The sequence below is a fragment of the Solwaraspora sp. WMMA2056 genome, from assembly GCF_030345095.1.
Lineage (GTDB): Bacteria > Actinomycetota > Actinomycetes > Mycobacteriales > Micromonosporaceae > Micromonospora_E.
In genome coordinates this window covers 6,066,895-6,091,028 of sequence record NZ_CP128360.1, presented here as the reverse complement: position 1 = coordinate 6,091,028, position 24,134 = coordinate 6,066,895, and the positions used below count along the sequence as shown (strand labels likewise).

Below are 24,134 nucleotides of genomic sequence, written 5' to 3'. Positions count from 1 at the left end.
CGGGAGGGGCAGATGGAGGCCGCGGCACTGCGGAACTCCGTACCTCCGGAGCGTGCGCCCCTGTTCTTCGGCTACGTCGGCGGGGTCACCGCGGCCGCGGTCGCGGTCTGCGCCGTACCGCTGATCACGCTCCCGGCGCAGGTCCCGCAGCTGCCGGTCGCATTCTGGCTGATGGCCGCGCTCGCGGTGGTCGGCGACGCCCGGCCGTTCACCCCGCCGGGCCGGCGGCGGCGCTCCGAGGTCTTCCCGTCGGTCTGCTTCACGTTCGCGATCCTGCTCGCCTGGGGGCTCGGCCCGGCCGTCGCGGTGCAGGCGGTCGCGGTGACGGTGTTCGCCTGGCGGGCCCGGCACGTGCCGTGGCGGGCGCTGTTCAACAGTTCGCAGTACGCGTTGGCGCTCGCCGCCGCCGCGCTGGTCGCCGGGCTGGCCGGGCCGGGTGCCTTCGCCGGCGTCACCGACCTGCGGTGGATCGACGTTGCGGTGGCGGTCGGCGCGGCCGCCGCCTGGTCGGCGGTCAACTACAGCACCGTGACTCTGGCGATCCGGCTGCGCTTCGGCGGCCGGTGGTGGCGGGCGGCGCAGCGCGGCGTCGGGTTCGAGCTGCTCTCCACCGGGTCGTTGCTGCTGCTCGGGCCGGTCCTGGTGGTGGCCGCACAGGCCGATCCGGCGTTGATCCCGCTGGTCCTGGTGCCGCTGTACGCCGTGTACCGGATGGCCGCGCTCGCCAGCGAGCAGGAGCGCTCGGCCCGGCTGGATCCGCTGACCGGGCTGGCCAACCGCAAGGCGCTGATCGTCGAGATCGCCGACCAGGTGCCGGTGCACGCCGAGGCGCGTCGACGCGGCGCGGCCGACGCGCAGATGGCGCTGCTGCTGCTCGACCTGGACCGCTTCAAGCACGTCAACGACGCGCTGGGCCACCTGGTCGGGGACCGGTTGCTCGTCGAGGTGGGGCTGCGGCTGGCGATGGTGGTCCGGCCGCAGGACCTGGTGGTACGCCTCGGCGGTGACGAGTTCGCGATCCTCGCCACCCGGCTGACCGGTGCCGACCAGGCCCGTGACATCGCCGACCAGGTGGTGACCGCCCTGGCGGAGCCGGTCGCTCTCGACGGGTTGCCGCTGGACGTGGGCGGCTCGGTCGGCATCGCCCTCTACCCGGAGCACGGCGAGGACTTCGCCACCCTGCTGCAGCACGCCGACGTGGCCATGTACGACGCGAAGGACACCGGCGACGGCACCGCCGTCTACGCTGCCGAGTCCGACCACAACTCCCCGGAACGGCTCGGCCTGCTGGCCGACCTGCGCCGGGTGCTCGACGTCAACGGCGCGCACGCCGTCGACCCTGGCCGGGAGGTCGACGACGTCGGCGAGATCACCATGTACTACCAGCCGCAGGTGGAGGTCGCCACCGGCGAGGTGGTCGGGGTCGAGGCGCTGCTGCGGTGGCGGCACCCCCGCCGGGGCATGGTCGACCCCGAGGAGCTGATCAAGGTGGCCGAGCAGAGCGCGGTGATGCGCCTGCTCACCCGCCGGGTCGTCGACGACGTCGTCGAGCAGATCGCCAAGTGGGCGGCGACCGGGATCTCGCTGCGCGCCGCCGTCAACGTCAGCGTCCGCGACCTGCACACCGGGGAGATCGCCGACCAGATCGCCGACCGGCTGACCCGCTACAACCTCCCGCCCGACCAGCTGCAGCTGGAGATCACCGAAGGGGCGTTGATGGCCGACCCGCGCCGGGTGCTGGCCACCATCTCCCGGTTGGACGCCATCGGGGTGGCGATCGCGCTGGACGACTTCGGGACCGGCTACTCGTCGATGCAGCACCTGCGCCGGCTGCCGCTGTCCGAGGTCAAGGTGGACCGGTCGTTCGTACTCGGGATGTCGACCGACACCGACGACGCGGCGATCGTCCGGTCGGTGATCGAGCTGGCCCGCGCGCTGGGGTTGCGGGTGGTCGCCGAAGGGGTGGAGGACGAGGCGTCCTGGCGGCGGTTGCACGCCCTCGGCTGCCACGTCGCCCAGGGCTGGTTCTACGCCCGACCGATGCCGGCCGACGAACTGGTCAGCTGGCTGGCCCGCTACCGGCCGCTGGCCCCCGGCCCGCGCGACGACCCCGCCGCCCCGGGCGACGACCCCGCCGCCCCGGGCGACGAGCCCTCGGACGACCCGCCGGGCCCGCCCGCGAAGCCGCTGGGTGCGACGTCGGACGACCCGCCGGGCCCGCCCGATGAGCCGCCCGGCGCGGCCGAGAAATAGACTCGTCGGGTCCGGCGCCGGCGGGCCACGCCGCGCGACGATCCGGGACGACCGTTCCACCACCGTACGAAGGGGGCGCAGATGGCCGCCATCTCCCGCGAGGAGGTCGCGCACCTGGCGCGACTGTCGCGGCTGGCCGTGACCGAGGACGAACTGGCGACGTTCGCCGGCCAGCTCGACGTCATCCTGCAGTCTGTGGCCCGGGTCGGCGAGGTCGCCGCCGACGACATCCCGCCCACCTCGCACTCGGTGCCGCTGACCAACGTACTGCGCGAGGACGTCGTCGTTCCCGGCCTGGACCGGGACGCCGCGCTCGCCGCCGCCCCCGACGCCGAGGACGGCCGGTTCCGGGTGCCGCGCATCCTGGACGAGGAGGTCTGAGCCATGTCCGAACTCACCAGGATGACCGCCGCGCAGCTCGCCGGCCTGATCGCCGACGGCAGCACCTCCGCCATCGAGGTCACCCGCGCCCACCTGGACCGGATCACCGGTGTCGACGAGCGGGTCCACGCCTACCTGCACGTCGACGGCGAGGGGGCGCTCGCCGCCGCGCAGGCCGTCGACGCCGCCCGCGCCGCCGGGCAGCCGCTCGGCCCGCTGGCCGGGGTGCCGATCGCGGTCAAGGACGTCGTCACCACCAAGGGGGTGCCGACGACCGCCGGGTCGAAGATCCTCGACGGCTGGCGACCGCCGTACGACGCCACGATCGTCGCCCGGCTGCGCGCCGCCGGGATGCCGATCCTCGGCAAGACCAACATGGACGAGTTCGCGATGGGCTCGTCGACCGAGTATTCGGCGTACGGGCCGACGTACAACCCGTGGGACCTGACCCGGATCCCCGGCGGATCCGGCGGCGGCAGCGCGGCCGCGATCGCCGCCTACACCGCGCCGCTGGCGATCGGTACCGACACCGGCGGCTCGATCCGCCAGCCGGGCGCGGTCACCGGTACGGTCGGTGCCAAGCCGACCTACGGCGGCACCTCCCGGTACGGGCTGATCGCCTTCTCCTCCTCGCTGGACACCCCCGGCCCGTGCGCCCGGACCGTGCTCGACGCCGCGCTGCTGCACGAGGCGATCGCCGGGCACGACCCGCGTGACTCCACCTCCATCCCGGCCGCCGTACCGCCGGTCGTCGAGGCCGCCCGCGCCGGTGCCTCCGGTGACCTGACCGGGGTGCGCCTCGGCCTGGTCACCCAGTTCGCCACCGGCGACGGCGTCGAGCCGGGCGTGCAGGCCGCGTTCCGCGACGCCGTCGACGCGTTGACCAAGCTCGGGGCCGAGGTCGTCGAGGTCTCCTGCCCGCACTTCGGTTACGCCCTGCCGGCGTACTACCTGATCGCGCCGAGTGAGTGCTCGTCGAACCTGGCCCGCTACGACGGCGTCCGGTACGGGCTGCGCAGCGGCGACGACGGCAACCGGTCGCTGGAGGAGGTCATGTCGCTGACCCGCGACCAGGGCTTCGGTCCGGAGGTCAAGCGGCGGATCATGCTCGGCACGTACGCGCTGTCCAGCGGCTACTACGACGCCTACTACGGCCAGGCGCAGAAGGTCCGTACGCTGATCACCCGGGACTTCACCGCCGCGTTCGAGCAGGTCGACGTGCTGATCTCGCCGACCACGCCGTTCGTGGCGTTCCCGCTCGGGGCACGCACCGCCGACCCGTACCAGATGTATCTGGCCGACCTGTTCACCATCCCGACCAACCTGTACGGCGGCCCGGCCATCTCGGTGCCGTGCGGGCTGGCCGACGGGCTGCCGGTCGGGTTGCAGGTGATGGCGCCGACGATGGCCGACGACCGGATGTACCGGGTCGCGGCCGCCCTGGAGTCGGCGGTCGGCACCCTTACCCCGCCGGAGCTCTCCGCGGCGACGCGCTGACCTGCGATCGAGAGTTGGAGTTTGTGATGAGCACGACCGCGTTGCCCACGTACGAGGACGTCGTCGCCCGCTACGAGCCGGTGATCGGCCTGGAGACGCACGTCGAGCTGGGCACCAACACCAAGATGTTCTGCGGCTGCCCGACCGGGTTCGGCGCCGAGCCGAACACCCAGGTCTGCCCGGTCTGCCTCGGGCTGCCCGGCTCGCTGCCGGTGGCCAACAAGGCGGCGATCGAGGCGACGATCCGGATCGGGCTGGCGCTCAACTGCTCGATCGCCGACTGGTGCCGGTTCGCCCGGAAGAACTACTTCTACCCGGACATGCCGAAGAACTACCAGATCAGCCAGTACGACGAGCCGCTGTGCGTGGACGGCTGGCTGGACGTCGAGGTCGACGGCGAGCTGGTGCGGATCGGCATCGAACGGGTGCACCTGGAGGAGGACACCGGCAAGACGCTGCACGTCGGCGGCGCGACCGGGCGGATCCACGGGGCGACCGAGTCGCTTGTCGACTACAACCGGGCCGGCATCCCGCTGGTGGAGATCGTCACCAAGCCGATCCCCGGCACCGGGGACCGGGCACCGCAGGTGGCCCGGGCGTACGTCACCGAGCTGCGGGACGTGATCCGCTCGCTGGGCGTCTCCGACGTACGGATGGAGCAGGGTTCGCTGCGCTGCGACGTCAACACCTCACTGACCCCGGTCGGGCAGACCGAGTGGGGCACCCGCACCGAGACCAAGAACGTCAACTCGCTGCGGTCGGTGGAGCGGGCGGTACGCGCGGAGATGCTGCGCCAGGCGTCGGTGCTCGACGCCGGTGGCCGGATCGTGCAGGAGACCCGGCACTTCCACGAGGACAGCGGCGACACCACGTCGGGGCGGTCCAAGGAGACCGCCACCGACTACCGCTACTTCCCGGAGCCGGACCTGGTGCCGCTCGCGCCGGACGCCGCCTGGGTGGCCGAGTTGAAGGCGGCTCTGCCGGAGCTGCCCCGGGTGCACCGCAAGCGGCTGCAGGAGCAGTGGGGGCTGACCGACCACGACATGCAGTCGGTGGTCAACGCCGGCGCGGTCGAGCTGATCGAGCAGACCGTGGCGGCCGGCACCACGCCGGCCGGTGCCCGCAAGTGGTGGCTGGGGGAGCTGGCCCGCCGGGCCAACGAGTCCGGTGTGGAGTTGGCGGCGCTCGGGGTCACCCCGGCACACGTCGCCGAACTGCAGGGGCTGGTCGACTCGGGCAAGCTCAACGACAAGCTGGCCCGTACGGTCCTGGAGGCGGTGGCCGCCGGAGAGGGCACGCCGACCGAGGTGATGACCGCGAAGGGTCTCGGCGTCGTCTCCGACACCGGTGCGTTGACCGCCGCCGTCGACGAGGCGATCGCCGCCAACCCGGACATCGCGGCGAAGGTCCGCGACGGCAAGGTGGCGGCGGCCGGTGCACTGGTCGGCGCGGTGATGAAGACGACCAAGGGCCAGGCGGACGCGCGTACCGTCCGGGAACTGATCCTGTCCCGCCTCGGCGCGCAGGGCTGATGGTGGTGCGGTGCCGCCGCGCCGACAGGTCGGCGGCATCGAACCTGGCCTTTCGTGAAATGGCGCAGTCGGATACTTTCTGTACATGCAGTGGGACGCCGAGTATGAGCGGGTGGTCGCGGAATACGCGGCGGGCCGCGACGTCGGTGAGCTCGAGCGACAGTACGACCTGAGCCGTGCCGAGATCGAATGGCTGGTCGCGGCCGCCGCTACCGACCAGCGGTTCTCCGGGCTTACCGGTCGGCCGACGTCACCGGCAGCGGTGACGGACGTCGGCTCGGCGGCTCGCCGCAGGACTCCACCAGTGCCGGTGATCATCGCCGTTGCCGGCTACGCACTCGGCGTCGCGCTGGGACTCGCGCTCATCGTCCTCGGTGTGCTGATCGAGTTCTGGGCGCTGTCGATCGGAGGCGTGGTCATCGGAGCCATTTTCGGCTCGGTGATGCATGGACTGTGGCAGGGCCGACGCGGCTCGCTGATCACCGCGATCATCCTCGGTGTCGTGTCGGTGCCGGTCGGTCTGATCCTGGTGGTGCTCCTGCTCGTACCCGCGTCTGCCCAGGCGTGGTTTGCACAGTCTGAGCCGACGCGGACGCGCTCGGCGAGGTGACCGGGCCCGGCTACCTGCCGGTCTGACGAGCGGCCGGTGCGGCGCGGTCAGCCGCCCAGTAGCACGTCCGCGATGATCAGCGTGATCAGGCCGACCGTGCCGGCGACGGCGAATGCGATCGGCAGGTGCTGTTCGAGGCCGGCAGAGGGATGCTGGTCGACTCCGCCACGTTCGACATCGACTCTGGTGTCCACCAGGTGCTCGGATACGGTGAGGTCCGGGCCGGGCCGGCCTGAGGTGAGCAGCTGAATTGATATTTCCTGCTTCTGGCGGATGAGGTCGGGGTGGAACCTCAGCGTCGTACCCTCGGCCTCGACCGTGGCCGGCGCGACGGGTCCGGCTGGGCTCAGCACCGCCACGATCGACGTCTTAATGTCTATTGTGATCGGTCGCTGCTGATCGAACTGAGCTGTCGAGATGGCATGCCGCCCGGTGTTGCGTAACAACACGGTGACCACGTACGGATCGGGAATCGGCTCCCCGTTTCGGGACACCTCGACGCCGCCGGCACCGGTGATCCCTGCGACGCCCTCGGCGCCACCGAGGAGACCTGCATCGGCGTGGAGCAGGCTGACCGGGGAGAGCACCCGGACAACCAGCCGTCGCCTCGGCGGGAACAGTGCTTCACGAGCGAAGTACGCGGCAACGACGGTGGAGATCAGTGCGGCGGTCGCCAGGAACAGGGTTGCCCCGTTGTAGCCCTCACCGTCGAGCAGATCGACGGTGAGGGCGCTCATCGTTGTCATGAAACCGCCGTCGAGCATGTAGTAGGTGCCCCTGCCGATCGGCGGACTGGTGTCGTCGGTCGCGCCCCGGACCGGCTATCGGGCGGTGTGGCTGACGAAGGTGTGCCAGGCGGTGGGGGAGAAGGCGAGGGTGCCGCCGGTGCGGTCCTTGCTGTCGCGGACCAGGACCCGGCCGGGCAGGTTGTCGGCGACTTCGACGCACGCGCCGCCAGTGCCGTTGCTACGACTGCTGGTCCGCCAGGCCGGTCGCGGGTCGGTGGTCATGCCCATCTGTCTGCCGCCTCCTGCATCAACGCCATGGATTGGTCACCGGGCAGAGCGTACTCCCGCAGCGACTCCCAGGCATGCTCCAGTCTGGTCAGATCGGCCTCCAACTCGATGGTCTGGCCCTCCAACGGCCCGTCGAGGAAACCCGCCGCCCGGCCTTCCAGGCTGGCCAGGATGAACGGGCCGTTCAGCCCCGGGTAGGCGCCGACCCCGGCCGGCACCACCTGGAGCGAGATGTTGGGCCGGTCGCAGGCGGCGATCAGCGCCAGGATCTGCTCGCGCATCACCGCCGGGCCGCCGACCGCCCGGGTCAGCACCGCCTCGTCGATCACCCCGACGAAGCGGCACGGCCGTTCGGCCCGGTGCAGGATCTCCTGGCGGCTGAGCCGGTCGCCGACCGTGGTGTCGACGTCGTCGATCATCACCCCGGCCTGGGTCAGGACGACGCGGGCGTACGCCTCGGTCTGCAGCAGGCCGGGGACCAGCATCGGCTCGAACCAGCGCAGCATGATCGCCTCCCGTTCGTGCTCCAGCCACGGGCGCAGCCAGACCGGGGCCCGCTCGGCCCGCAGCAGCAGCGCGTAGAGGGTGCTGTAGTCGCAGTTGAATACCCGGTCGATGGCGGCGAGGTAGTCGAGCCGGATCGGCCGGACGCCGCGCTCGATCGAGCTGACGTGCTGGGCCGACCAGTGCAGGGCCGCCCCCCACTGCTCCTGGGTGAGCCCGGCCAACTCGCGTCGCCGGCGCAGCTCCGCTACCAGATAAGCGCTTGCGGGTCCAGACATTCGCTTCCTCCATCTTCGCTACAGAATCGATCGGCGGTGGGCAGGGCTCACCCGGGCCCGGATGCGGGCGGTACGGGTGTGCTGCCCATCTTCTATTGCGGGGGTGGCGGAGTCCAGGGTGGAGGGGTGGCGAATTTGAGAAGGCGTCCATCGTTGTCCCTATGGGGGATTCATGGCGCAAGGAAGAATGGCAAAGATCAATTGCGACCGGTTGGAGTGGTACGTCGGTCCGGTGTGGTGCGTCAGCCCGGCGCGGCGCGCCGGCACGGCGTACTCGGCTGGATGTCGGTGCCGACCGGCAGCGCCGTGCCCGGCTACGTCGACCACCCGGTGATCGCCCGCGCCCGGCACCTGGCCGCGTTGCACCTGCCCGACCCGGTGACCGGGTGTCCGCGCTGCGGCACGATCAGCTGTCCGGCGCTACGACTCGCAGTGGCCTACTGGACCGGTACGACCGCGACGCCGCCCGGACCATTCGCCGGCTGCTGGCCTCGGCCGGCATCTGGCACACCGACAGCTCGACGACCGGGGCAGGTGACGATGACTGAGCCGCAGATCCCGCCGCTGGTGCAACCGCGGGACATCATCGAGATTGGCGCGGCCGACTATCTCAACGGCGACGGAATGCTGCGACTCCGCGTCATTCACGTCCGAGCGGAAGCCGATCACCCGAGGATCGAGTGGATTCATCTGCTCGGCAACCGTCTGCACGGCGACCGCGAAGGACAGATGATGATGGTGACGGTACGGGCATCGGCGCTACGTCGCCCCGGCGCGGTCAGCCGGCCGGCGGCGTGGTCGGTCGATCCTGCGACAGATGGTGGGGTCGGGCGAACCGGCCCGGGGTGAGGCCGACGACGATCCGCGCGTCCAGCAACTCCCGCAACCGGTACGCGGGCAGGTCGTCAAGGGTGCCCGGATGCACCGTGAGCCGGCCAGCGCGCCACGACGGAGGCGATCTAGAAGGATCGTGGTCGATATACCGGCCAGATCCTTCTAGATCGCAATGGGGAACTGGTCAGGACGGGCTGGGCGCCGGCGGGCCGGGGACCGGGCTGGCCGGCCCCGCCCCAGGGGCGGCCGGGTCGGTGCCGGCCGGGTCGGCGGCGGTGGGCGTCGCGGACGGATCGACCGGGTCGACCGGCGCGGCGATCACGTGCCGCTCCAGGGTGACCTGCGCCTGACCGGTGCCGCCGACCCGGATGTCGTCGTGCGCCTGCAACTGGTCCTCGGCATCGAAGTAGAGCACCGACATGGCCAGCGGGGTCGGCTCCTCACCCTCCAGCCCGCGCAGCCCGGCCCCGCCGGTCGAGCCCTCCACCATCAGCAGGGTGGACTGCTCGCCCGGCACCTCGGCGAGTCGGCGTACCTCCCGGTTGTGTGTGTGTCCGGCCAGCACCAGCGGGGTGACGCCGGAGAGCGGGCCGGCCGACACCGGGTCGTGGACCAGGGCGATGTCCACCGGCTCCTCGGCGGCCCGGATCGTCGCGGCGAGCTGCTCGCCGACCCCGATGACCTGTTCGGCCGCCGGCTTGGACAACCCGCCGTCGGCCGGGCTGGTCTGCTTGTCCGGGGTGAACCGGGGGTCGCCGATCCCGGCGATCCGCAGCCCGGCCACCTCGGTGATCTCGTTGTCCAGCACGATTGCGTTCGGCTGGCCGGCCACCGCCTCCTGGGTGCGGACCGAGTCGTGGTTGCCGCGGATGAACACGTACGGCACCTCCAGCAGGCCGATCGAGGCGACGAAGTTGGCCTCCGGCTCGCTGCCCCAGTCGGTGATGTCGCCGGTGTCGATGACGACGTCGATGTTGAACTGCTCGACGACGGTCCGGATCATCGACCAGCCGGTCGGGTTCAGGTGCATGTCGGAGACGTGCAGCACCCGGGTGGTGCCCTCGGCCGCCTCGTAGACCGGCAGCGTCGACACCGTCGTGTAGATCCGGCTGACGTTGGTGACGATGTGCTGCAGCTGCTCGGCGTACCGGTTGTAGTTGCTGGCGATCTGCTGCACGTCCCCGACCACCGCCGGGGCGTTGACCAGCAGACCTTCGTACCGGGGCTCCTCGATCGCCTCTGGGCGCAGGGTGAGCGCGGCGACGCCGACGCTACCGCCGGTGACCAGCAGCGCCAGCGTGCCGGACCAGGCCACCCGGCGGGTGTCGCGGAAGACCAGCGCGGCGAGGATCAGGGTGGCCAGCACCGCCACCGCCAGGGTACGGATGCCGAGCCGCAGCACCCCCTCGGTGACGTCGCTGACCACCGTCTGGCTGGCCCGGGTGATCGCCGCCGGGTCGTCGAGCAGCGCCAGGGTGCGGCCCTGGTCGAGCGAGCCGAGCCGGATGGACAACTGCACCGGCCCTTCGTGGCTGTCCAGGTGCAGCGCGCCCAGCGGCGGGATGGCCACGGTGGTGCCGCCGTCGACCGCCGGGGTGACCGCCATTTCGGCCCGGAACGGCCCGACGTCGACCTCCGTACGGGCCCCGAGCAGGATGCCGATGGCGATGCCGGCCAGGCTGACCGCGACCACGGCCAGCGCCGTACCGGCCCGCCGGGTCGGCCGGGACCGGGCAGCCCGACCGAGCTGGCGGGCCGTGGCCCGGGCTAAGGGTCCGAGCCGCCGCACGGCGCGCCGTGGCCGGCCGCCGGCCGTGGCCGGTCCGGCCTCGCCGCGCCCGGCCGTACGGGAGTCGGCTGGTTGCTCGTCACTCATGGTCGAATCATGCCTGCCTGGTAGGGAGGGGAAAGGTCAGCCAGGTCAACTGCGGCCGGCTCCGCCGTCGGCGAAGACCAGCCGGAGGATCCGGTCGTCCTCCGGAGCCGGTTCACCCCGGCCGTCGGTGTTCGAGGTGGTCACCCAGACCGAGCCGTCAGGTGCCTGCACGACGGTACGCAGCCGACCGTACTCCTCGGTGAGCAGCGCGCGGGGCTGCCCGAACACGGTGCCGTCGTCGGTCATCTCGACCAGCCACAGCCGCTCGCCGCGCAGGCAGGCGGCGACGAGGACCCGGTCGACCATGGCCGCCCCGGAGCAGGACGACTCCTCGGTCGGCCAGACGACCAGTGGGTCGACGTACCGGTCGTCGTCGCCGGTGCCTTCGACCTGCGGCCAGCCGTAGTTGCCGCCCGGTTCGATCAGGTTGATCTCGTCCCAGGTGCTCTGGCCGAACTCAGTGGCGTACAGCCGGTCCTGGGCGTCCCAGGCGATGCCCTGCACGTTGCGGTGTCCGAACGACCAGACCAGTGAGTCGGCCGTCGGGTTGCCCGGAGCCGGTTCGCCGTCCGGCGTCATCCGCAGGATCTTGCCGCCGAGGCTCTCCGGATCCTGGGACAGCCCGGTGTCGGAGGCGTCGCCGGTGGTGGCGTAGAGGAACCCGTCGGGGCCGAAGGCGAGCCGGCCGCCGTTGTGGATGCCGGACACCGGGATACCGGTGACGATCGGCTCCGGTTCGCCGCCGAGGGTGAGTCGGGCGATGCGGTTGTCCTGCGCCGTGGAGTAGTAGATGAACACGGTCTCGTCGGTGGCGTACTCGGGGGAGACCGCGATGCCGAGCAGCCCGCCCTCACCGCCGCTGTCGGCCTGGTCGATGGTCTGCACCTCGGTGACGTCCAGCCCGTCGGTGCTGGAACCGGGCCCGACCTGCAGGATTCGGGCGCTGTCCCGCTCGGTGACCAGCGCCGCCCCGTCGGGCAGGAACGCCACCCCCCAGGGCACCGCCAGCCCGCTGGCCAGCACGGTGACCGCGATCTGCTGGTCCACGCCGCCGCCGGTCGGGGTCGCCGTGGGGGCGGGGAAGGTGGGGGGCGCGCCGGCCTGGTCCGGCTCCGGCTCGCCGAACGTGCACCCGCCGGCGAGCAGCAGGGCGGTCAGGCTGGCGGCGACGGTCGCGGTGGTCGTGCGGCGCGACGGACGGCGGTACGGCGACCAGCGGTACGACTGGCGGCGCGACGGCAGACGGGCGTTCACCCGCACCAGACTAGCCCGCTGCCCGATATCCGCATCCGACGGTGCCCCTGAATTCTTAGGTAAGGGTAACCAAATGGCTCTGCCGTCCCTTAGGTAAGGGTAGCCAAAAGGGTGGCCGATCGGCTTAGGTGAGGGTTTCCAAAATTGCAACCATTGAATAAGCACCCTATTGTCGGTCGTAGTGGAATACGGTTTCACCACAGTGGCGAGGCCGCCGCTGTCGGATGCCGCCGAGCTAGGAGGACCACGATGACCGCGATGATGGAGATGCCCCGGGTGCAGGAGTGCACCGCTGTGGAGTGCGCGTACAACCAGCACGAAGGCTGTCACGCCTTTGCGATCACCATCGGCACCGAGGCGGACAGCGCCAGCTGCACCACCTTCTTCGACATCTCCGCCAAGGGCGGACTGGACGCGGTGATCGCCCAGGTCGGTGCCTGCAAGCGGGCCGACTGCCGGTTCAACGCCGAGCTGGAGTGCCGGGCCCCGTCGATCCGGGTCGGACCCAGCCGGGACATGGCCGACTGCATGACCTACGAGCCGGCCTGACCTGTCGCACGGACAGCTGGCCGCACGGCCGGCCGCACGACCCGCCGAACCACCGGCGCAGGCCCGGTCGGGCTCAGTCCACGACCGGGCTGCGCCGTTCCAGCAGCACCACGTCCCGCCAGCGGCCGTCACGTCGACCGATCCGCTGCCGGGTCCCGACCGTACGGAAACCGGCGCGGGCGTGCACCGCCAGGCTCGCGCCGTTCTCCGGAAAGATCCCGGCCTGGATCGTCCAGATCCCGGCCGACTCGGTCGAGGAGATCACCGCGTCGATCAGCCGGGTGCCCACGCCGCGCCCCTGCGCGGCCGGGGCGACGTACACCGAGTTCTCCACCACCCCGGCGTACACCGGCCGGCTGGACACCGCGCTGACCGCGGCCCAGCCCAGCAGCGATCCGTCCGCGTCGTCGACGGCCACCCACCGGTGTCCCGCCAGCCGGCCGGCGTCGAACGTCGCCCAGTCCGGGGCGGTCGTCTCGAAGCTGGCCAGCCCGGTGTCCAGTCCCGCCTGGTAGATGCCGAGCACCTCGGCCGCGTCGGCGGGGCGCATCGCCCGCACCCGTACCGTCGCCGTCGCGTCGTCGATCCGCATGGCAGGCAAACCTAGTACGACAGGAGTTTGCCCGGGTAGTCGCCCCAGACGGCCACGGTGTAGTCGACCCGCAGCGCCACGTTGCGATCAGTGCCCGAGGCGATGGACCTGATCAGGGTCAGGTACTGCGTACAGGGGGCGGTCTGGCCGACCTCGCAGACCCGGACCGGGACGGGCCGGGAGTACACGTGCTCGTGGGTGCCGTCGCCGGCCGGCTCTGTTCGCGCCCCAGGCGAGGACCCCGCCGCTGCTGAGCTGGGCCAGGCTGTGGCTGTGGCCGGCGTCGATGTGCCGGACGCCGTACAGGAACCGGGCGCAGGGGGCGACCTCCGCCAGGGCGCACACCCGGGCCGGGACCGGGATCCCGGCGGTACGCAGGCCGTTGCCGAGCTGCCCGGAGGTGTTGCTGCCCCAGGCCACCACGCCGCCGTCGCCGCGCAACGCCAGACTGTGCGCGTAGCCGGTCGCCACCTCCTTCACCGCGTACAGGACCTGGTCGCAGGGGGCGGTCTGGTCGAGCGCGCAGACCCGGACCGGAGTGAGTCGGTCGACGGTGCTGCCGTCGCCGAGCTGCCCGGCGATGTTGTAGCCCCAGGCGACGACGGTACGGTCCCGCAGCAGCGCCAAGCTGTGGTATTCGCCGGCGGCGATGGCGATCACGCCGGTGAGGAACCGGGTGCAGGGCGCGGTCTGCCCGACGGCGCACACCGGCACCGGAGTTTCGCTCTGGTACCAGCCGCGGTCGCCGTTGCCGAGTTGTCCGGCGTCGTTCCAGCCCCAGGCGATGACGGTGCCGTCCGGGCGCAGACCGAGGTTGTGTCCCCAGCCGGCGGCGACGGCGGTCACCGGGCCGATGACGTCGGTAAGCGGTCGGGCACCGGCTGCGGCACCACCCGTGGTGCCGGCGGCGGCGGGCTGCCCGGACACCAGGACCATGACCAGTGTGGCGCTGATTGCCCACCGTCGACGAATGTCCATCGGTTCCTCCACGCGGCGAACAGAAACGACCGCGACGAGATTCGCGGATAATGTGATCGGAATTCACTTTGTCGCCAGGTGTGGGCGACGGTCACCTCTCATCTGAATATAGAACTATGTGGCGTGATCGATGAAGTGGTGTGCCAGAGAAGTATTCATCAGGTGACGGCGGCCGACTGACCCGATCGGCGGCCGAGCCGCAGCGGCCCGCTATCGTCGGAGCGGTGAAGGTCTGGATCCCCCACCGGCAAGGTCGGGAACTGCTCGGCCCGCTGCCCGACGAGGTGACCGTCGAGGTCGTCGCCGACCCCGCCGAGCTGCCCTCGTCGCCGGCCGGTGTGCGGTTCTGGGTGCCGCCGTTCCTGGCCCGGCCGAAGGCCGCCGAGCTGGTCGGCAGGATGCCGGACCTGCAGGTGGTCCAGCTGCTCTCCGCCGGGGCCGACGCCTGGGCGGGCCGGCTGCCCGAGCAGGTCACCCTCTGTGACGCCCGAGGGGTGCACGACTCGTCTACGGCGGAGTGGATCGTGGCGGCGATCCTCACCGACCTGCGCGACTTCGCCGGCTTCATCCGGGCACAGGACCGCCGGGAGTGGTCCTACGACAGGTTCGCCCCCACCGACGAGCTGGCCGGAAAGCGGGTGCTCATCGTCGGTGCCGGCTCGATCGGCGCGGCGCTGCGGGCCCGGTTGACGCCGTTCGAGGTGGAGTTCACCCTGGTGGCCCGGACCGCACGGCCGCAGGAGCAGGTGTACGGCGTCGACGAACTCCCCGTACTGCTGCCGCACGCGGACATCGTGGTGCTGATCGTGCCGTTGACCCCGCAGACCCGGGGGTTGGTCGACGCCGCGACGCTGGCGGCGATGCGCGACGGGGCGCTGCTGGTCAACGCCGCCCGTGGCCCGGTGGTGGAGACCGACGCGCTCACCGCCGAGCTGGCCACCGGCCGGATCCGCGCCGTACTCGACGTGACCGATCCGGAACCGCTGCCCCCCGACCATCCGCTCTGGGGGATGCCGAACGTGGTGATCAGCCCGCACATCGCCGGTTCGGTACGCGGGCTGCGGGCGCGTGCCTACGCGCTGGCCGGTCGGCAGATCGGTCGGTTCGTCCGGGGTGAGCCGCTGGACAACGTGGTGGTGGACGGCTACTGATCCGCCGGGCTGGCCGGATCGAGCGGCTGTCCGCTGGCGGCGATCAGCCGGGGCAGGTCCCCGGCGCGTACCGCCGGCAACGGTACGCGGTGCCCGTCGGTGAGCCGGGCCACCGCCCGTCCGTGCGGGTCTGCGGTCAGCTCGGCAACCCGTGACCAGGGGATCCGCCGTTGGCCGAGCAGGGCCCGCACGTGCAGGCCGTCGGCGTCGGCGTCGGTGCCGGCGCGGACCGCCCAGAGCGCGATCGCCAGTGGCACCAGCAGGATCGGCAGGAAGTACCAGCGGGTGCTGGCCAGCGGCAGCGATCCGACGAAGGCGAGGATCGCCGCCAACATGATCGCCTGATGGGGCCGGAACCGGACGATGACCCTGCGACTCATCCGACAATCCTGGCATCCCGCTGGTGAGCGCCGGTGCGCGGGTACGGTCGCCGGTGGTCGGGTCGGCCACACCGACCGTTGTGGAAAGATCTCGTACGGTCGACCCGTCACCCGACCGCCACCTGTCTCGTTGCTCCCGGCACAGGTTGGCCTCCGGGTGTGCGTGCCGCCTGCCCCGACCCCTCCCGTGGAGGCGATGGCCGCCGTGCCTGAAGCATCCCCTCAGCTGCCGCGCGCGCGGCTGCGTCAGCATCGGGCGGCCGACGGCGGTCTGCTGCTACCGGCCTCGGTCCTGTTCGCCGTCGCCCTGCTCGTCGCCGGTGGCACCGGCCTCGTCGCCGCCGGGCACGCGCTGCTCGGCGCGATGCTGTTCGGCGTCTGCGGTCCGGGCTGGCGATTGGTGCGCACCGCCCGCGCCGTCCGCGCGCGCTCCGGGGACTTCCGGGCCTGCCGGTGCGCCGGTGCGCTCGTCGGGGCGACCGTGGTCGGGGTCGGAGCGGTCTGCGTCGCGGCGTTCGCTCCGGCGGCGGTACGGGCCGAGCTGGCGGTGGCCGGGCTGGTCCCGACGTTGGCCGGTCACCTGGTCGCGATCCTGTTGCTGCCCGGTGTGGCGGAAACCTGGCCGTTGCGGTGGCGGCGGCTGCTCGACGGGCTGAGCATGGCGACCAGTCTGATATTCGCCGGTTGGCTGCTCTCCCCGGCCAGCGGCGTGCCGGCGACCGTGCTGGTCGCCGAGCTCGGGGTGATCGGCGTCGGGTCGGTCATCGCGGTGACCGTGTTGAGTGTGCGGGGCCAACTGCCGTCGGTGCCGTTCTGTGGTGGTGGCTCGATCGCCGTACTGGTCGGCCTGGTGGCGCTGACGGTCTGCTTCGCCTACGGCACCGACGACCGGCTCTGGTGCCTGGCGGCGGCCCCGGTGGTCGGCGGCATGCTGCTGCTGGCGGTCGGCGCGTGGCGTGCCCTGCGTGCCGGTGGAGTCCGGGTCGTTCCGCTGCGCGGGCGGCTGTCGGCGTACCCGCTGTTGACGGTGCCGGCGATGGTGGCGACCGCGGCGGCCGGCTACCACCTGGCGGTGCAGGGCTCGTTCGACCGTACGTCGATCCTGCTCGGCCTGGCGGTGATCCCGACGCTGGTGGTCCGCGAGGTGATGGCCGCCGCCGACGTGCGTGCCTATGCCCGTCGGCTCGCGGAGCAGGAGGCGCACTTCCGGTCCCTGGTCTCCGGTGGCAACGATCTCACCCTGATCCTCGGCGACGATCTGCTGGTGCGCTGGCAGTCACCGGCCGCCGCCCGGCTGTTCGGGCTGGCCGACGCGGATGTGCTCGGCCGGCCCTTCACCGATCTGATGCACCCGGAGGACGCCGCCGAGGTGATGGTCGCTCTGACCGGGGTGGCGACCGGCCGGCTGCCCCGGTCCGGACGGGTGCCGTTGGTGACCGCCCGGCTGCGCGACGGCCACGGCCGGTGGCGCGACACCGAGTCGACCGTCACCGACCAGCGCGACGTTCCCGAGGTCCGGGCGCTCGTCGTCCATGTGCGGGACGTGGGAGAGCGGGTCCATCTGGAGCGCCGGCTGCACAAACTGGGCTTCACCGACCAGCTGACCGGGTTGGCGAACCGTCGGGAACTGATGCGTCAGCTCGCCACGTCACGGGAACTTCCCGGGCAGCCGGGGGCGTTGCTGATCATCGACCTGCACGGTCTGACCAGCGTCAACGAGCAGTACGGCCGGGAGACCGGTGACGCGGTGCTGATCGAGGCGGGCCGCCGGCTGCGCGACACGGTGGGTCCGGACGACGTGGTGGCCAGGCTCGGCGGCGACGAGTTCGCGGTCGTCACGGTGGCGGGCCCGATGCTGGCGTACGGCGTCGGTGCCCGGCTGATCTCGGTGCTGCGGGAGCCGTGGCAGCTGCCCGGTGTCCTGGTCCACCTGCAGGCCAGTATCGGCATGGCCGACCTCGGCGACGGCGACGGGGTGGACGACGTCCTGCGCCGGGCGGACCTGGCCCGGCGGCGGGCCCGCCAGCTCGGCCGTAACCGGGTCGAGTGGTACGACTCCTATCTGGAGGAGCAGCTGGTCCGCCGGCTCGATCTGGAGCGTGAGCTGCCCGGTGCGGCCGAACGCGGCGAGCTGGACGTCGTCTACCAGCCGGTCGTCGACCTCACCGACGGCCAACCGGTCGGGGTGGAGGCGTTGTTGCGCTGGCGTAGCCCGGTGCTGGGCACCGTGCTGCCGGCGGAGCTGCTGCTGGTGGCGACCGACCTGTCGTTGCTGCCACAGATCGGGCGGTGGCTGCGGGCGACCGCCTGTCGCCAGGTGGCGTCCTGGGCACGGGAGGGCCATCAGTTGTGGCTGTCGGTCAACGTCGCCCCGGTCGAGCTGGCCGCGCCGGGGTTCGCCGCCGATCTGGTGGCGGTGCTGCAGGCCAACGGGATGATGCCGGAGCAGCTGGTCGTCGAGGTCGCCGAGTCGCTGGCCGCCGATCAGCAGCAGGAGATCATCGTGCAGCTGGCGGAGCTGCGGGCCCGGGGGGTGCGGATCGCGTTGGACGACTTCGGTGCCGGGCAGGCGGCGATCGGCCAGCTCCGCCGCCTGCCGTTGGACTTCGTCAAGATCGACCGATCCCTGGTGACCGACTCGACGAGCCGGTCCGACCCGGCCCGGCCGGTGCTGGACGTGGTGGCGGAGCTGGGCCGCCGGTTCGGCCTGGAGATCATCGTCGAGGGGCTGGAGACGACCCGGCAGGTCGGCCAGGCGCAGGCCGCCGGCTGCCGGTTCGGTCAGGGGTACGCCCTGGCCCGCCCCGCACCGGCGGAGCGGACCGAGGCGTACATCGCCGACTTTCCTACCCCGTCGTACTGACGTGACCTACCCCGTCGTACTGACGACGACAGGGTGATCGGGCTGTCGAGACCGGTCCCGACCCGGTCAGGCCGACGCGTAGCCGGGCATCGGGTAGCCGGCCAGCAGGTCGGCGACCTCACCGGCGATCCGGTCCAGCGCGGCGTCGTCGTCCTTGACGGCGGCGGTGACCGCGTCGTCCATCCAGGCGGCGACCTGCGGCATCTGTGCCTCGGTCAGCCCACGGGTGGTGAGTGCGGCGGTGCCCAGCCGGATCCCGGACGGGTCGAACGGCTTGCGCGGGTCGTACGGCACGGTGTTGTAGTTGAGCTCGATACCGGCCCGGTCCAGGGCCTGCGCCGCCGGCTTGCCGGCGACACCCTTGCCGGTCAGGTCGGCCAGGATCAGGTGGTTGTCGGTGCCCCCGGAGATCAGGTCGAAGCCCCGCTCGGCCAGCGCGGCGGCCAGCGCCTTCGCGTTGGCGACCACCTGGTGGGCGTACCGGCGGAAGTCGTCGGTGTCGGCCTCGCGCAACGCGACCGCGATGCCGGCGGTGGTGTGGTTGTGCGGGCCGCCCTGCAGGCCGGGGAAGACGGCCTTGTCGATCGCGATGGCGTGCTGTTCGGTGGTGAGGATCATCGCGCCGCGCGGGCCGCGCAGCGTCTTGTGGGTGGTCGTGGTGACGACGTCGGCGTGCCCGACCGGTGAGGGGTGCGCGCCGCCGGCGACCAGGCCGGCGATGTGCGCGATGTCCGCGACCAGGACCGCGTCGATCTCGCGGGCGATCTCGGCGAAGGCCGGGAAGTCGATGGTACGGGGCACCGCCGTGCCGCCGCAGAAGATCACCTTCGGGCGCTCGCGGCGGGCCACGTCGCGGACCTCGTCGAAGTCGATGCGGCCGGTGTCGCGGGAGACGGTGTAGCGGACCGAGTTGAACCACTTGCCGGTGGCCGAGACCGACCAGCCGTGGGTGAGGTGCCCGCCCATCGGCAGCGACATCCCCATCACCGTGTCGCCGGGGGAGAGGAAGGCCAGGTAGACGGCGAGGTTGGCGGGAGAGCCGGAGTACGGCTGCACGTTGGCGTGCGCGACGCCGAACAGCGACTTGGCCCGGTCGATCGCGAGGGTCTCGATCGGGTCGACGAACTGCTGGCCCTCGTAGTAGCGCCGGCCCGGGTAGCCCTCGGAGTACTTGTTGGTCAGCACCGTGCCGCTGGCTTCCAGTACGGCGGTGGAGACGTAGTTCTCCGAGGCGATCATCCGGAGCTTGTCGTGCTGGCGGCGGGCCTCGCCCTCGACGAGCGCGGCGAGTTGCGGATCGGCGGCGGTCAGGTACGGAATCTGCGGTACGTGCACGACGTGCCCTCCTGGGTGTCGGTGCGGCGCCGTCGCCCCCGGCCAGGTGCCGGACACGGCGGTGCCGTCGACGGTGCACCCAGGCGCGCGGCGCACGTCAGTGGTCGCTCCCCGGTGGTCGGTTCCACCTTCGCTGCGCCAGTCGCGTGACCGGATCGAGGATAACCCGTGCCGGGTTCGCGCAGCGACGAGACCCAGCACCGGTGACGGTACGCCGACTGACCGATTTGCGGCAGTTGACAGCTCGGTAACTTAATCGGTTCAGTTGTCATCTGGTCGCTCAGGTCGAGGCGGGGCGGTGCTGCCCCGCGGCGTCAGCCGCGGCGTCTCATCCTGGAAGGTCTGCGCCGGACCGCCGGCGATGGTGGCGAGCAACTGACGGGCCGCCCGGGCGCCGTACCCCGGGATGTCCCGGCCCAGCGCGGTCAGCGGCGGGTGCACCAGGCGGCACAGTGGCGAGTCGTCCCAGGCCACGATCGACAGGTCACCCGGCACCGTCAGCCCCATCTCCTGGGCGACGGCCAGGCCGGCGATCGCCATCACGTCGTTGTCGTAGATCATCGCGGTGGGCCGGGCCGGCGTGCTGAGCAGCCGCCGGGTGGCCCGGGCGCCCTCCTCCCCGGTGTAGTCCGACGGCACCGTGACGCACTGGTCCAGGCCCAGCGAGCGGCAGGCGTCGGTGAACGCGGTCGCCCGGATCTCGGCGTGCAGCAGGCCGGGCAGCCCGCCGACCCGGGCGATCCGTCGGTGCCCGAGAGCGACCAGGTACTCCACGGTCTCGACCAGGGCGGCCGCGTCGTCGGACCAGACGCTGGCCAGCGATCCGGTGCGCCCCGGCCCACCGATCACCACCGCCGGCAGTTGCAGTGCCTCCAGCGCCGGCACCCGCCCGTCGTCCACCCGCAGGTCACAGACGAGCACGCCGTCCACCCGCCGTTCGCCCCACCAGCGTCGGTAGACGGCGATCTCGGCCTCGGTGTCCGCCACCACCTGCAGGGTCAGCGCGTACGACCGGGCCGACAACTCCGCCTCGACGCCGCTGATCAGCTCCATGAAGAACGGCTCGATGCCGAGGATCCGCGCCGGTCGGCTCAGCGCCAGGCCGACGGCGTTGGCGGTGGCCCCGGAGAGGGCGCGGGCGGCGCTGTTGGGGTTGAAGCCGATCTCCGCGGCGATGGCGAGGATCCGCTGGCGGGTGGACTCGGAGACGCCCGGCTGGCCGTTGAGCGCGTACGACACCGCGCCCTTGGAGACGCCTGCTCGGCGGGCGATGTCGGCGATGGTCGGCCGTTTCACCGGCGGCGCTCCTTCGGTCCCGTGGTGCACGTACGCGTGATCGTGTCCGGTCGGGCGACCGGGTCGGTCGGTCGATTGTCCCGGTCGCCCGACCCAGGCCGGTCGATTGTCCCGGTCGGCCGACCGCCCCGGTCGGTCGTCGCGGGCGGTGACGGGGACACCATGTGCCCCGGTCGCCCCAACTTGCCCGGTTAAGTTGCCTTACCGAAACGATAACCGGCGCGCCGGGTCCGGCCGCGGGGGCCCGTGTGCCAGGGGTGCGACACCGCGTCGGCCGGAGTGTCACGGCACGTGATCTTGGGCGTGACAAACCTCACCAAGATTACGGGTTGGCCACGGCGTTAACACGCCATTGACACTTGTGAGACGCGCTCGTACCGTGGCTTCACTTATCCGGTTCAGTCAACGTTCCTCGATGTTGGGAGCGTTTCCAGTCTTCGGAGGATGGCATGGAACGGCGTTGGACCCCTTGGGTGCGGACGGCGGCCGTCGGGGCCGCCGGCGCGCTCCTGCTCGCCGGCTGCAGCGGTGAACCCGGTGGTGGCGGCGACGACGGCAAAACCACCCTGACCATCGCGTTCTGGGGCGACTTCGGCCTGGGCGACCTCAAGGCCCAGTACGAAGCCGACAACCCGAACGTCCGGATCAACCTCAACGCGGGCGAATACAACGCCCAGCACGAGGACCTGCAGAAGAAGCTGATCGCCGGCTCCGGCGCCGCCGACATCGCCGCCATCGACGAGGGCTTCGTCGTGCAGTTCCGTGAACAGGCCGACAAGTTCGTCAACCTGCTGGACAAGGGCGCGGGCCAGTACGAGGACCGCTACCTGGAGTGGAAGTGGCGCCAGACCCTCTCCGTCGACGGCTCCACCCAGATCGGCCTCGGCACCGACGTCGGCGGCCTGGCCATGTGCTACCGCACCGACCTGTTCGAAGCCGCCGGCCTGCCCACCGACCGCGAACAGGTCTCCGCGCTCTGGCCGGACTGGGAGTCCTTCATCGCCACCGGCGAGGACTACGTCGCCGCCAGCGGAAAGAAGTTCGTCGACTCGGCCACCAACATCTACAACCCGGTGCTCGGTCAGCAGCCGGTCGGCCTCTTCGACACCACCGACACCCTGGCCATGGAGGGTGGCCCGAAGGTCGCCTTCGACACCGCCACCGCCGTCGTCACCGCCGGACTCTCCGCCAACCTCGCGGCCTTCTCCCCGGAGTGGAACAACGGCTTCGTCAACGGCGACTTCGCCGTACTGGCCTGCCCGGCCTGGATGATGGGGCACATCCAGAACACCGCGCCGGACACCGCCGGCAAGTGGGACGTCGCCGCCATCCCCGGCGGCGGCGGCAACTGGGGCGGCTCGTTCCTGACCATCCCGGCGCAGGGCAGGAACGTCGACGAGGCGTACAAGTTCCTGGAGTGGCTGATCCAGCCGGAGCAGCAGATCGAGATCTTCAAGAAGGTCGGCAACCTGCCGTCGCAGCCGGCGCTCTACGAGGACCCGGCGATCGTCGACTTCTCCAACCCGTTCTTCAACGACGCCCCGGTCGGCCAGATCTTCTCCGCCACCGCGGCGAACCTCACCCCGCAGTACCTCGGCCGCAAGAACGGCCCGGTCCGGGTCGCGGTGGAGAACGTCCTCAACCGGATGCAGAGCGGTGACCTCGAAGGCAAGCCCGCCGAGGCATGGACCGAAGCCCTCGCAGAAGCCGAGAAGGCGGCCAACGCGTAACCACGTCGCGGGCCGCGTACCGCGTGGCCGGGGTGGGCGGCGCACGGAAAGTGCGTACCGGACGCGCCGCCCACCCCCGGCACGTGGTCGGCCGCCGCACGGCTACCCCTGGAGGCAACCATGTCCGCAACGCGCGCCGCACCGCCGTCGCCGCGCAACCGCGCCGGGGCGCACACCCGTGCGGCCGACCCCGACCCGCGGGCCAACCCGACCTGGCGCAACCGCATGCACCGCTTCGACATGCGGTACATGCCCTACATCCTGATCTCCCCGTTCTTCATCCTCTTCATCGTCTTCGGGCTCTTCCCGATCATCTTCAACGGCGTGGTGGCGCTGCGGCACTGGCGACTCGACAACGCCGACCTGACCGGCTGGGCCGGGCTGGCGAACTTCGAGCGGCTGCTCACCGACGACCGGTTCTGGAACGCGCTGTACAACACGTTCGGCATCTTCATCCTCTCCACCGTGCCGCAGCTGTTCCTGGCCCTGATCATCGCGTCGCTGCTGAACCGCAAACTGCGCGCCCAGACCTGGTTCCGGGTCGGCATCCTGCTGCCGTACATCACCCCGATCACCGCGTCGACCCTGCTGTTCGCGGTCTTCTTCGCCCGCGACTTCGGCATCGCCAACTGGGCATTGGACGTGCTCGGCCTGCGCGGCGAGGCGCCGATCGACTGGCGCTCCACCAAGACCGCCTCCTGGGTCGCGATCGCCACGATGGTCAACTGGAAGTGGATCGGCTACAACGCGCTGATCTACCTGGCCGCGATGCAGTCGATCCCGCGCGACATCTACGAGGCCGCGGCCGTCGACGGCGCCGGCCCGTGGCGCCAGCTCTGGCAGATCACCGTGCCGATGATCCGGCCGGTGGTGGTCTTCACCGTGATCCTGTCGACCATCGGCGGGTTGCAGCTGTTCACCGAGCCGATGCTGTTCGAGCAGAACTCGCAGGCCGCCACCGGCGGATCCAACGGCCAGTTCCAGACCATCGCCCAGCTGATCTACAAGGTCGGCTGGAAGGACCTCAACCTCGGGTACGCCGCCGCGATGTCCTGGGCGCTGTTCCTGATCATCGTGATCATCGCGGTCGTCAACGCGCTGGTCGCCAACCGCCTGGGAGGGGGACGCAAGTGAGCGTCGACACCGCACCCCGCCCGCCCGCCGAGCGCGCCGGCGCACCCGGCGGCGGCAAGCCGCCGACCCGACGGCGGCGCAACGCCGCGCT

Annotated in this window: 21 protein-coding genes and 1 riboswitch; of the genes, 11 read left to right on the top strand and 10 right to left on the bottom strand. The window is 71.5% G+C overall.

The window, feature by feature from the left end:
* Positions 1–12 precede the first annotated feature (12 nt).
* The 5 genes from O7608_RS27545 to O7608_RS27525 all read left to right on the top strand — a co-directional run bounded on the left by O7608_RS27545 (position 13) and on the right by O7608_RS27525 (position 6,273).
* Positions 13–2,253 (top strand): putative bifunctional diguanylate cyclase/phosphodiesterase, encoded by a 2,241-nt coding sequence (locus tag O7608_RS27545; protein WP_289207324.1) that lies wholly within the window; start codon positions 13–15, stop codon positions 2,251–2,253.
* A gap of 81 nt (positions 2,254–2,334) precedes the next feature.
* Positions 2,335–2,634 (top strand): Asp-tRNA(Asn)/Glu-tRNA(Gln) amidotransferase subunit GatC, encoded by a 300-nt coding sequence (gene gatC, locus O7608_RS27540; RefSeq protein ID WP_282226084.1) that lies wholly within the window; start codon positions 2,335–2,337, stop codon positions 2,632–2,634.
* A gap of 3 nt (positions 2,635–2,637) precedes the next feature.
* Complete coding sequence (gene gatA, locus O7608_RS27535) at positions 2,638–4,131, top strand: Asp-tRNA(Asn)/Glu-tRNA(Gln) amidotransferase subunit GatA (RefSeq protein ID WP_289207323.1); 1,494 nt, start codon at positions 2,638–2,640, stop codon at positions 4,129–4,131.
* Positions 4,132–4,157: 26 nt separating this feature from the next.
* Positions 4,158–5,663, top strand: coding sequence for an Asp-tRNA(Asn)/Glu-tRNA(Gln) amidotransferase subunit GatB (gatB, locus tag O7608_RS27530; RefSeq protein ID WP_289207322.1), 1,506 nt, complete (start codon positions 4,158–4,160; stop codon positions 5,661–5,663).
* 85 nt (positions 5,664–5,748) lie between these two features.
* Positions 5,749–6,273, top strand: coding sequence for a hypothetical protein (locus tag O7608_RS27525; RefSeq protein WP_289207321.1), 525 nt, complete (start codon positions 5,749–5,751; stop codon positions 6,271–6,273).
* 47 nt (positions 6,274–6,320) lie between these two features.
* Here O7608_RS27525 and O7608_RS27520 read toward each other — a convergent pair whose 3' ends face one another.
* The 3 genes from O7608_RS27520 to O7608_RS27510 all read right to left on the bottom strand — a co-directional run bounded on the left by O7608_RS27520 (position 6,321) and on the right by O7608_RS27510 (position 8,071).
* On the bottom strand, positions 6,321–7,010 hold the full coding sequence (locus O7608_RS27520; protein WP_289207320.1) for a hypothetical protein: 690 nt from the start codon (positions 7,008–7,010) through the stop codon (positions 6,321–6,323).
* A gap of 84 nt (positions 7,011–7,094) precedes the next feature.
* On the bottom strand, positions 7,095–7,289 hold the full coding sequence (locus tag O7608_RS27515; RefSeq protein WP_289207319.1) for a DUF397 domain-containing protein: 195 nt from the start codon (positions 7,287–7,289) through the stop codon (positions 7,095–7,097).
* Positions 7,280–8,071 (bottom strand): helix-turn-helix domain-containing protein, encoded by a 792-nt coding sequence (locus O7608_RS27510; RefSeq protein ID WP_289207318.1) that lies wholly within the window; start codon positions 8,069–8,071, stop codon positions 7,280–7,282. Before O7608_RS27510 ends, O7608_RS27515 begins: the two co-directional genes overlap by 10 nt.
* A 237-nt stretch (positions 8,072–8,308) precedes the next feature.
* Here O7608_RS27510 and O7608_RS27505 point away from each other — a divergent pair, with 237 nt between their 5' ends.
* On the top strand, positions 8,309–8,920 hold the full coding sequence (locus O7608_RS27505) for a hypothetical protein (protein ID WP_289207317.1): 612 nt from the start codon (positions 8,309–8,311) through the stop codon (positions 8,918–8,920).
* A gap of 169 nt (positions 8,921–9,089) precedes the next feature.
* Here the strand turns inward: O7608_RS27505 and O7608_RS27500 are convergent, their stop codons facing one another.
* Both O7608_RS27500 and O7608_RS27495 read right to left on the bottom strand, forming a co-directional pair.
* A complete protein-coding gene (locus tag O7608_RS27500) occupies positions 9,090–10,781 on the bottom strand; it encodes a metallophosphoesterase family protein (protein ID WP_353850469.1) in 1,692 nt (563 codons plus the stop codon).
* A 45-nt stretch (positions 10,782–10,826) separates the two neighbouring features.
* Positions 10,827–12,041, bottom strand: a complete 1,215-nt coding sequence (locus O7608_RS27495) for a PQQ-dependent sugar dehydrogenase (RefSeq protein ID WP_421357304.1) — start codon at positions 12,039–12,041, stop codon at positions 10,827–10,829.
* A 243-nt stretch (positions 12,042–12,284) separates the two neighbouring features.
* On the opposite strand from O7608_RS27495, the gene O7608_RS27490 reads away from it, so the two are divergent.
* Positions 12,285–12,584, top strand: a complete 300-nt coding sequence (locus tag O7608_RS27490) for a DUF1540 domain-containing protein (RefSeq protein ID WP_282226093.1) — start codon at positions 12,285–12,287, stop codon at positions 12,582–12,584.
* Between the two features lie 73 nt (positions 12,585–12,657).
* Here the strand turns inward: O7608_RS27490 and O7608_RS27485 are convergent, their stop codons facing one another.
* Positions 12,658–13,176 (bottom strand): GNAT family N-acetyltransferase, encoded by a 519-nt coding sequence (locus O7608_RS27485; protein WP_502959147.1) that lies wholly within the window; start codon positions 13,174–13,176, stop codon positions 12,658–12,660.
* Between the two features lie 87 nt (positions 13,177–13,263).
* Entirely contained in the window at positions 13,264–14,154 is an 891-nt protein-coding gene (locus tag O7608_RS27480; RefSeq protein ID WP_289207316.1) for an RCC1 domain-containing protein, read from the bottom strand.
* Positions 14,155–14,378: 224 nt separating this feature from the next.
* Here O7608_RS27480 and O7608_RS27475 point away from each other — a divergent pair, with 224 nt between their 5' ends.
* Positions 14,379–15,305: a 2-hydroxyacid dehydrogenase gene (locus O7608_RS27475; RefSeq protein WP_289207315.1), complete on the top strand. Its 927-nt coding sequence runs from the start codon at positions 14,379–14,381 to the stop codon at positions 15,303–15,305.
* On the opposite strand, the gene O7608_RS27470 is transcribed toward O7608_RS27475, so the two are convergent.
* Positions 15,299–15,685, bottom strand: a complete 387-nt coding sequence (locus O7608_RS27470) for a PH domain-containing protein (RefSeq protein ID WP_289207314.1) — start codon at positions 15,683–15,685, stop codon at positions 15,299–15,301. The two genes, O7608_RS27475 and O7608_RS27470, sit on opposite strands and share 7 nt — an antisense overlap.
* Positions 15,686–15,881: 196 nt before the next feature.
* Between O7608_RS27470 and O7608_RS27465 the strand changes: the two genes are divergently transcribed.
* Positions 15,882–18,548 (top strand): GGDEF domain-containing phosphodiesterase, encoded by a 2,667-nt coding sequence (locus O7608_RS27465; RefSeq protein WP_289207313.1) that lies wholly within the window; start codon positions 15,882–15,884, stop codon positions 18,546–18,548.
* Between the two features lie 66 nt (positions 18,549–18,614).
* Here the strand turns inward: O7608_RS27465 and glyA are convergent, their stop codons facing one another.
* Both glyA and O7608_RS27455 read right to left on the bottom strand, forming a co-directional pair.
* Positions 18,615–19,883: a serine hydroxymethyltransferase gene (glyA, locus tag O7608_RS27460; RefSeq protein WP_289207312.1), complete on the bottom strand. Its 1,269-nt coding sequence runs from the start codon at positions 19,881–19,883 to the stop codon at positions 18,615–18,617.
* A gap of 70 nt (positions 19,884–19,953) precedes the next feature.
* A riboswitch (ZMP/ZTP riboswitch) is annotated at positions 19,954–20,039 on the bottom strand.
* Positions 20,040–20,144: 105 nt separating this feature from the next.
* On the bottom strand, positions 20,145–21,179 hold the full coding sequence (locus O7608_RS27455; protein WP_289207311.1) for a LacI family DNA-binding transcriptional regulator: 1,035 nt from the start codon (positions 21,177–21,179) through the stop codon (positions 20,145–20,147).
* A gap of 449 nt (positions 21,180–21,628) precedes the next feature.
* On the opposite strand from O7608_RS27455, the gene O7608_RS27450 reads away from it, so the two are divergent.
* Together O7608_RS27450 and O7608_RS27445 are read left to right on the top strand one after the other, a co-directional pair.
* Positions 21,629–22,909, top strand: a complete 1,281-nt coding sequence (locus tag O7608_RS27450) for an extracellular solute-binding protein (protein ID WP_289207310.1) — start codon at positions 21,629–21,631, stop codon at positions 22,907–22,909.
* 120 nt (positions 22,910–23,029) lie between these two features.
* A complete protein-coding gene (locus tag O7608_RS27445) occupies positions 23,030–24,043 on the top strand; it encodes a carbohydrate ABC transporter permease (protein WP_289207309.1) in 1,014 nt (337 codons plus the stop codon).
* Positions 24,044–24,134: the final 91 nt, after the last annotated feature.

Excerpts from the sequence above, each read along its gene's own strand:
- gatA (WP_289207323.1), top strand. The coding sequence starts at position 2,638 with ATGTCCGAACTCACCAGGATGACCGCCGCGCAGCTCGCCGGCCTGATC.
- O7608_RS27510 (WP_289207318.1), bottom strand. The coding sequence starts at position 8,071 with ATGTCTGGACCCGCAAGCGCTTATCTGGTAGCGGAGCTGCGCCGGCGA.
- O7608_RS27490 (WP_282226093.1), top strand. The coding sequence starts at position 12,285 with ATGACCGCGATGATGGAGATGCCCCGGGTGCAGGAGTGCACCGCTGTG.
- O7608_RS27450 (WP_289207310.1), top strand. The coding sequence starts at position 21,629 with ATGGAACGGCGTTGGACCCCTTGGGTGCGGACGGCGGCCGTCGGGGCC.
- gatB (WP_289207322.1), top strand. The coding sequence starts at position 4,158 with ATGAGCACGACCGCGTTGCCCACGTACGAGGACGTCGTCGCCCGCTAC.
- O7608_RS27445 (WP_289207309.1), top strand. The coding sequence starts at position 23,030 with ATGTCCGCAACGCGCGCCGCACCGCCGTCGCCGCGCAACCGCGCCGGG.
- O7608_RS27545 (WP_289207324.1), top strand. The coding sequence starts at position 13 with ATGGAGGCCGCGGCACTGCGGAACTCCGTACCTCCGGAGCGTGCGCCC.
- O7608_RS27485 (WP_502959147.1), bottom strand. The coding sequence starts at position 13,176 with ATGCGGATCGACGACGCGACGGCGACGGTACGGGTGCGGGCGATGCGC.
- gatC (WP_282226084.1), top strand. The coding sequence starts at position 2,335 with ATGGCCGCCATCTCCCGCGAGGAGGTCGCGCACCTGGCGCGACTGTCG.
- O7608_RS27470 (WP_289207314.1), bottom strand. The coding sequence starts at position 15,685 with ATGAGTCGCAGGGTCATCGTCCGGTTCCGGCCCCATCAGGCGATCATG.
- O7608_RS27515 (WP_289207319.1), bottom strand. The coding sequence starts at position 7,289 with ATGGGCATGACCACCGACCCGCGACCGGCCTGGCGGACCAGCAGTCGT.
- O7608_RS27500 (WP_353850469.1), bottom strand. The coding sequence starts at position 10,781 with ATGAGTGACGAGCAACCAGCCGACTCCCGTACGGCCGGGCGCGGCGAG.
- O7608_RS27525 (WP_289207321.1), top strand. The coding sequence starts at position 5,749 with ATGCAGTGGGACGCCGAGTATGAGCGGGTGGTCGCGGAATACGCGGCG.
- O7608_RS27520 (WP_289207320.1), bottom strand. The coding sequence starts at position 7,010 with ATGAGCGCCCTCACCGTCGATCTGCTCGACGGTGAGGGCTACAACGGG.
- O7608_RS27480 (WP_289207316.1), bottom strand. The coding sequence starts at position 14,154 with ATGGACATTCGTCGACGGTGGGCAATCAGCGCCACACTGGTCATGGTC.
- O7608_RS27465 (WP_289207313.1), top strand. The coding sequence starts at position 15,882 with ATGGCCGCCGTGCCTGAAGCATCCCCTCAGCTGCCGCGCGCGCGGCTG.